Consider the following 5,544-nt stretch of genomic DNA (forward strand, 5'->3'; position numbering starts at 1 on the left):
GCTGCTGCTCGAGGAGGATCACGTCGCCGGGCTCGAGCACCTCGGCGGCCCCGGCGATGGCGGCGCCGGGGGTGAAGCCGGCCTCACTGCTGACGGCGTTGGCCACGTACCCGGTGGCCTCCGGCGCGATGCCGGTGACGCCGAACTCGTTGGCGTCGCCGATGATCTCGCCCATCACGGCGGTGCCGTGCTCGGGGTAGCTGTACGAGGGGGTGCCGTTGGCGATGAGGGCGTCCTCCCGGGCCAACTGGGTGAGGTCCTCGTGGTCCATGGTCCAGCCGAACTCCACGTCGGCCACGGCCACGTTCTTGCCCTTGCCGCCGGGCATCTCGTGCGCGGCGAGGGCCTCGATGCCCTGCTCGTCCGCCGGGCCACGGTAGGTCTGGCGGTCGGTGAAGTCCGGGGTGGCCAGCGGGTTCACCGGGTCGGTGGCGTCGGTGCGCAGGGCGGCCAGCGGGGTGGCCGGCGACGTACCGGCGCGCGGCGGCTGCACCGGCAGTGGGGCGGCCATGGCCACCTCCACGGCCGGGTCGGCGTTCAGCTGGGCCAGGGTGTCGGCCATCTCACCGGGGGCCACCTCGGCCACCAGCCACAGCGACATGTCGGCCTGCTCGTCGCCGGAGCGCTGCTCCGCGGTGGCCTTGAGGGCCCTCAGCGAGGAGGCGGGGGCGTCCACCATCGGACGCACGTCACGCAGGGTGCCGGAGCGGTTCAGGGCGGCCACGCGGGAGTCGCCCTCGCCGGAGAGCGCGGCGGTGCGCAGCGCGGAGGACGAGCCCTCGGCGAGCTTCACCTGGATGCGGGTGGCCGAGCGGCCCTCCGTCGGGTGCAGGGCGGAGGGGGCCGAGTCGGCCGATGCGGCGAGGCGCGGTGTGAGCTCGGCCTCGGAACGGTGCTGGGTGGCGCCGGCGGCGACGGGCACGCTCAGCGCACCGGCCATGGCGGCCGCGACGGCGGTGGTCAGGAAGCGGGACATGGGCTCTCCTCGGGCCAGTGTGCGATCTGAAAGGGGGCCCTCATCGTGTCTGCCGGGCAGTCAGGCCCGGACCAAGGAAGCCTGAGGATTGCCCCAGTCCTGGTGAGGTGGTCCTGCGCTGAGAGCCGGACGCCGATGCGGCACACTGGGAGGGTGAACCGTCACGCACGTCTGGTGGGGGGCCTGCTCGCGGCCGCTCTCGCTGCCCCCACCGTGCTCACCTCCGCACCGGCCGCCGAGGCACTGCCTCCCGTCTCCATCTCGCAGATCGTGTACGACTCCTACGGGGCCAAGCGCGACGACTACTCCAACGCCAGCCTCAACGCCGAGTACGTGGTGCTGCGCAACAACACCAGCGTGCGGCGCACCATCACCGGTTACACGGTGCGCGACGCGATGGGCTTCACCTACAGGCTGCCCACCACCGTGGTGCCGGCAAAGGGGACGGTTCGCATCATGACCGGCCGGGGCACCAACACCGCGGGTGTGCGTTCCACCACGCTGCGCTACTGGGGCAAGACCTCCTACGTGTGGAACAACACCGGCGACACGATCACGCTCAAGAGCCCCAAGGGCGCGGTGCTCGACACCTGCACCTACAAGGACCGGAGCACCAAGGACGACATCAAGTCCGCCGCCTGCTGACCCGACGACCTCCTGGACCCCGGTGCCCCCTGGCGCCGGGGTCCAGTCGTCGGTGCGGCCGCTGGCTGGCCGCACGAGGGTTCTCGCAATACGGTGACCGCATGGCCAAGAACGTCGCGGAACAGCTCGTCCAGCAGCTCGTGGAAGCGGGCGTCAACAGGATCTACGGGGTGGTGGGCGACAGCCTCAACCCCATCGTCGATGCGGTGCGCCGCACCGGGGGTGCCGCCAAGGGCGGCATCGACTGGGTGCACGTGCGGCACGAGGAGGTGGGCGCCTTCGCGGCGGCCGCCGAGGCCCAGGTGACCGGGAGGCTCGCGGTGTGCGCCGGCTCCTGCGGCCCGGGCAACACCCACCTGGTGAACGGTCTCTACGACGCGCACCGCTCCGGGGCGCCCGTGCTGGCGCTGGCCAGCCACATCCCCAGCAGCCAGATCGGTCAGGGCTACTTCCAGGAGACCCACCCCGACCGCGTGTTCACCGACTGCTCGGACTACTGCGAGCTGGTCTCCACCGCCGAGCAGGCGCCGCGGGTGGTGCACGCCGCCATCCGCCACGCCGTGCAGAACCGGAGCGTCTCGGTGGTGAGCCTCCCCGGCGACATCGCCGACCTCGACGTGGCGGCCGAGGCACCCCGGTACGTGCCGGTGCGCCGGGGCGTCACGGTGCCCACCGTGGACGCCGTGCGGGAGCTGGCCGACGAGCTCAACCGCGCCGAGAAGGTGGCCCTGTTCTGCGGCGAGGGAGTGCGCGGCGCCCACGCCGAGGTGATGCAGCTGGCCGACACCCTGGCCGCCCCGGTGGGCCACTCGCTGCGCGGCAAGGACGCCATCCAGTTCGACAACCCCTTCGACGTGGGCATGACCGGCCTGCTCGGCTACGGCGCGGCCGCGGCCGGCATCGAGGACGCCGACCTGCTGGTGATGCTCGGTACGGACTTCCCCTACGACCAGTTCCTCCCCGGCACCCGCACCGTGCAGGTGGACACCGACGCCGCCGTCATCGGCCGCCGCACCGACGTGGACCTGCCCATCCAGGGCGACGTGCGCTCCGTCATCGAGGCCGTGCTGCCGCTGCTGAAGCGCAAGGACGACCGCCGCTTCCTGGAGAGGATGCTCGAGAAGCACGAGCGGCTCATGACCAAGTCCGTGGGTGCCTACACCCACGACGTGCTCGACATGAAGCCCGTGCACCCGGAGTACGCCGCCGACCTGCTGGACCAGCTCATGGACGACGACGCCGTGGTCACCGCGGACACCGGCATGTGCAACGTGTGGAGCGCCCGCTACGTGCGTCCGCTGGGCACGCGGCGCCTCATCGGCTCGTTCCTGCACGGGTCCATGGCCAACGCGCTGCCCCACGCCATCGGCGCCCAGCTGGCCGACCGGGAGCGTCAGGTGGTGGCCATGTGCGGCGACGGCGGCCTCTCGATGCTGCTGGGCGACCTGCTCACCCCGGTGACCTACGACCTGCCGATGACGGCGGTGGTCTTCAACAACTCCACGCTGGGCATGGTGAAGCTCGAGATGCTCGTGGACGAGCTGCCCAGCTTCGGCACCGACGTGCCGGCCACGGACTACGCGGCCATCGCCGGCGCGATGGGGTGGCGCACCTGGCGCGTGGAGGACCCGCGCGACCTGGAGGCGGCCTACCGCGAGGCCCTGGCCCACCGTGGGCCGAGTCTGGTGGACGTGGTCACCGACCCGAACGCGCTCTCGCTGCCTCCCAAGATCACCAGTGACCAGGTGTTCGGCTTCGCCACCGCCATGAGCAAGATCGTGCTCAACGGCGGCGTAGGCGAGGCGGTGTCGATGGCCCGCTCCAACATGCGCAACATCCCGCGGCGGTGAGCCGTGCCCGGGCCCGCGTGGGCGGGCCCGGGCACGCGGCTGTCACACGACGGTGACGGTGATGGTGGTCTCCGGGCAGGAGGCCGCCATCTCGGCCATCTTCGCCTTCTCCGCCTCGTCCACCGTGAGGCCCCAGCGCACCTTCATGGCGGTCCAGTCGGCCACGTAGGTGCACTGGTCCTTCGGCGGCAGCCACTCCTCGGGACCCTTGGAGCCCTTCTCGGTGTTCAGCGCGCCGGTCTGCGCGGTGAGGAGGCGCTCGTCACCGAGGTCGTTGGCGTAGGCCTTGCGGCGGGTGTCCTCCCACTCCTGGGCCCCGGAGCCCCACGCCTCGTGGAGCGGCACGGTGTGGTCGATCTGTGTCTCGGAGGCCTTGCGGTGCACCACGCCGTCCCAGGTGGTGGTCCACGTGCCGCCGTCCACCGTGCACTCCTTCTCGTTGGTGAAGGTGACCTCGGTGCTGCTCTCCTCGATGAGCACCTCGGCGCGGGCGTTCTGGCAGTCGCCGTCCTCGTCCTTCCAGGAGCCGAAGTGCTTCTTGCGGTCGTAGCCGGCGTTGTCCTCGGCGGCCACGGGCAGCTCCTCCACCGCCTGGGTCAGCGGGGCGCTGTACTCGGTGCTGCCGGCCGTGGCCGTCATCGGCGCCAGGGCGGTGAGCAACAGGGTGCCGGCGGTCACCGGTCCGAGGGTGAGGAGGCGGTGGGCGCCGCGCGAGGGGGTGGTCACGGGAGTTCTCCGTTCACTGGAAAATGATGGGGGAGCGCTGTTCTCGCGCCCTGCGAAGGTAGCGCGGCCCGGGTCAGGGAAGCCCCATGAAAGGCTTCGTTTTCCCTCTGGTCGCGCAGCCCGGTGGCACCGGGTGTGCGCCTACGCTGGGGTCCATGACCTTCCCCACCGCCCGGCCCCTGGACGCCTCCGAGCAGGAGCTGCTGGCCGTGGCCACGCGCACCATCGACGCCGCCACCGACCGCACCGACCCCGAGGCCGACGGCCTGCACACCGTGGGCGCCGCGGTGCTCGACGGTGGGGGCAGCGTGCACACGGGAGTGAACCTGTACCACTTCACCGGTGGCCCGTGCGCCGAGCTCGTGGCCCTGGGCGCGGCGCGGGCCAACGGGGCGCGGGAGGTGGCCGCCATCGTGGCCGTGGGCGACCTGGGGCGGGGCGTGCTCGCGCTGTGCGGGCGCGACCGGCAGGTGCTCGTGGACCACCACCCCGGATGCCGCGTGGTGGTCCCCGGGCCCGACGGGGGCCCGCCGGTCTCGGTGGAGGTCGGCGACCTGCTGCCGGGCGCCTACCGCAGCAGCACCGCCGTGGAGGCGTCCCCCACCGCCGACCCCGAGGAGGTCTGATGCTCGTCTTCCCGCAGGACGCCGCCCGCGACGAGGCCGAGTGGCGTGAGTGGCTGGACGGCCCCGAGCTGTTCGGCGTGCTCGCCGTGAACAACGCTGACCCGGCCGGCGCCCCGGTGGTGGTGCCCACCCACGCCACGCTGCTCACCGGCATCGAGGGGGAGGACGGGCCGCGCGACGAGCTCGTGCTGCACCTGGCCCGCGTCAACCCGGTGTTCGAGCACCTGCACGAGGGGTGCGAGGTGCGCTTCGTGGTGACCGGGGCCGTGGCCTACGTGCCCGGTCCGTGGCGGGCGGCGCCGGACGTTCCCTCCGAGCACGGCGTGCCCACCAGCTACTACGCCAGCGTGCAGTTCCGCTGCGGCGTGCAGGTGGTGGACGACCCGGCCGGGAAGGCCGAGGTGCTCACCCACCAGTTCGCCGACCTGCAGCCCGAGGGTGGCAGCGCCCCGGTGACCGCCGAGGGTGGCCCCTACGCCCGGATGCTGCCCGCCATCACCGCGCTGCGGCTGCCCGTGCGCGAGGTGGTGGCCAAGTTCAAGTACGACGACGAGAAGCCGGCCGAGCACCGCCAGCGGGTGTCGGCCCACCTCGAGGAGCGCGGCCGCCCCGGTGACCGGGCCGCGGCGCGCCAGCAGCGGCGCCGGCTCGAGGGCGAGGCGTAGGGCGAGGCGCGTGCCGGGGCCCGGGGCACGCGACCCGGGCCCCGGCATCGGCGGGG

At 72.7% G+C, this 5,544-nt stretch carries 5 protein-coding genes and 1 pseudogene; 4 read left to right on the top strand and 2 right to left on the bottom strand.

Annotated features, from left to right (window positions below; translation table 11 throughout):
* Window positions 1–976: pseudogene (locus HMPREF3099_RS12970) on the bottom strand (hypothetical protein); the annotation flags it as partial.
* Between the two features lie 153 nt (window positions 977–1,129).
* Here HMPREF3099_RS12970 and HMPREF3099_RS08245 point away from each other — a divergent pair.
* Window positions 1,130–1,621, top strand: a complete 492-nt coding sequence (locus HMPREF3099_RS08245; protein WP_168168488.1) for a lamin tail domain-containing protein — start codon at window positions 1,130–1,132, stop codon at window positions 1,619–1,621.
* Window positions 1,622–1,722: 101 nt separating this feature from the next.
* Window positions 1,723–3,471, top strand: coding sequence for a pyruvate dehydrogenase (locus HMPREF3099_RS08250; protein WP_070705531.1), 1,749 nt, complete (start codon window positions 1,723–1,725; stop codon window positions 3,469–3,471).
* A 42-nt stretch (window positions 3,472–3,513) separates the two neighbouring features.
* Here HMPREF3099_RS08250 and HMPREF3099_RS08255 read toward each other — a convergent pair whose 3' ends face one another.
* On the bottom strand, window positions 3,514–4,197 hold the full coding sequence (locus HMPREF3099_RS08255) for an HNH endonuclease family protein (protein WP_237769802.1): 684 nt from the start codon (window positions 4,195–4,197) through the stop codon (window positions 3,514–3,516).
* A 155-nt stretch (window positions 4,198–4,352) separates the two neighbouring features.
* On the opposite strand from HMPREF3099_RS08255, the gene HMPREF3099_RS08260 reads away from it, so the two are divergent.
* Together HMPREF3099_RS08260 and HMPREF3099_RS08265 are read left to right on the top strand one after the other, a co-directional pair.
* Entirely contained in the window at window positions 4,353–4,823 is a 471-nt protein-coding gene (locus HMPREF3099_RS08260) for a cytidine deaminase family protein (protein ID WP_070705532.1), read from the top strand.
* A complete protein-coding gene (locus HMPREF3099_RS08265; protein WP_070705533.1) occupies window positions 4,823–5,488 on the top strand; it encodes an FMN-binding negative transcriptional regulator in 666 nt (221 codons plus the stop codon). Before HMPREF3099_RS08260 ends, HMPREF3099_RS08265 begins: the two co-directional genes overlap by 1 nt.
* Window positions 5,489–5,544: the final 56 nt, after the last annotated feature.

Source organism: Kytococcus sp. HMSC28H12 (assembly GCF_001816045.1).
Taxonomy (GTDB): domain Bacteria; phylum Actinomycetota; class Actinomycetes; order Actinomycetales; family Dermatophilaceae; genus Kytococcus; species Kytococcus schroeteri.

What these genes read in the sequence shown, in the direction of transcription:
- HMPREF3099_RS08260 (WP_070705532.1), top strand. Translation starts at nt 4,353, where the DNA reads ATGACCTTCCCCACCGCCCGGCCCCTGGACGCCTCCGAGCAGGAGCTG.
- HMPREF3099_RS08250 (WP_070705531.1), top strand. Translation starts at nt 1,723, where the DNA reads ATGGCCAAGAACGTCGCGGAACAGCTCGTCCAGCAGCTCGTGGAAGCG.
- HMPREF3099_RS08265 (WP_070705533.1), top strand. Translation starts at nt 4,823, where the DNA reads ATGCTCGTCTTCCCGCAGGACGCCGCCCGCGACGAGGCCGAGTGGCGT.